Origin of the sequence: Actibacterium sp. (assembly GCF_041584535.1) — a bacterium.
GTDB lineage: Bacteria > Pseudomonadota > Alphaproteobacteria > Rhodobacterales > Rhodobacteraceae > Actibacterium_D.
This window is the reverse complement of sequence record NZ_JBFHDW010000457.1, coordinates 1-1,030: the sequence shown is the minus strand read 5'-3', so window position 1 is coordinate 1,030 and position 1,030 is coordinate 1. Positions and strand designations below refer to the sequence as shown.

Genomic DNA, 1,030 nt, shown 5'->3' with positions numbered 1-1,030 from the left:
GAAGGCGGGCGGGCGTTCTTCCTGTCGGCGACCGGCGCGGACAGTATCCCCCAGCTATCGGCGCGGATCGAAGCAACGCTTGTGGCGACTGCAGACCATATAAACGCGTTCTTACAAGGTGATACGGAATGAACTTAACCCAAGCCGATCACAAGGGTCTGATCCGCGAGGCCTATCGGATCGACGGCATCACCGCGCCGGAATGCCGGACGATCTTTCTGGACTGGGCGATCAGCGTGCCGGGTGACAGCGAGGCCGCGATCCGGTTGTTGCTACAGGTTTACGGCGGCGAAGCGCCCGAACATCCGATGTCCGAAGTGTTGCGCGCGGCGCTGGCCGAGGCGCCCAAACCCGTGCGGCGCGGCGGTCGGCGGGGCCGGATGGACGGCTAGGCGCGCGGCAAAGCCGCAGCGGCGCGGGCCAGATCGGTGATCGCATCCCAATCGCCCTTGGCCATCAGATCGGCCGGCGCCACCCATGACCCGCCCACGCACATGACGTTTTTCAGCGCCAGATAGGCGGGCGCATTTGCCGGGCTGACGCCGCCCGTGGGGCAAAAGCTGACTTGCGGGATCGGCGCGCCGATGGCTTTCAACGCCGGAACGCCGCCATTGACCTCGGCCGGAAAGAATTTCTGCACGCGATAGCCGCGCTCATAAAGGGCCAGAACCTCGGTCGGGGTGGCGGCACCGGGCAGGGTCGGCAGGTCTGCGGCCTCGACCGCGTCCAGAATGCGCGGCGTGCTGCCGGGGGTTACGCCAAAGCGCGCCCCGGCGCGGGTGGCGGCAAGAACATCCTCGGGCGTCAGCAGGGTGCCCGCGCCAACGATACCGCCCGCGACATCGGCCATTTCCGCGATCACCTCCAGCGCCGCCGGGGTGCGCAGGGTCACTTCCAGCACCGGCAAACCGCCCGCGATCAGCGCCGTCGCCAAGGGCCTAGCGTGGGCCGGATCATGGATCACCAGCACCGGAATCACCGGCGCAAGACGGCAAAGATCAGCGGTGAACTGGCTGGCCTGAGCAGGTGT

Annotated in this window: 2 protein-coding genes; one reads left to right on the top strand and one right to left on the bottom strand. The window is 67.3% G+C overall.

Features of this window, described 5'->3' with window-relative positions; all coding sequences use genetic code 11:
- Positions 1–128 precede the first annotated feature (128 nt).
- Positions 129–392 (top strand): hypothetical protein, encoded by a 264-nt coding sequence (locus ABYW26_RS14740; protein WP_372605675.1) that lies wholly within the window; start codon positions 129–131, stop codon positions 390–392.
- Here ABYW26_RS14740 and eda read toward each other — a convergent pair.
- Positions 389–1,030: bifunctional 4-hydroxy-2-oxoglutarate aldolase/2-dehydro-3-deoxy-phosphogluconate aldolase (gene eda / locus ABYW26_RS14735; RefSeq protein ID WP_372605673.1), on the bottom strand; the 642-nt coding region annotated here is incomplete at its 5' end. The genes ABYW26_RS14740 and eda overlap by 4 nt on opposite strands.

Excerpts from the sequence above, each read along its gene's own strand:
- ABYW26_RS14740 (WP_372605675.1), top strand. The coding sequence starts at position 129 with ATGAACTTAACCCAAGCCGATCACAAGGGTCTGATCCGCGAGGCCTAT.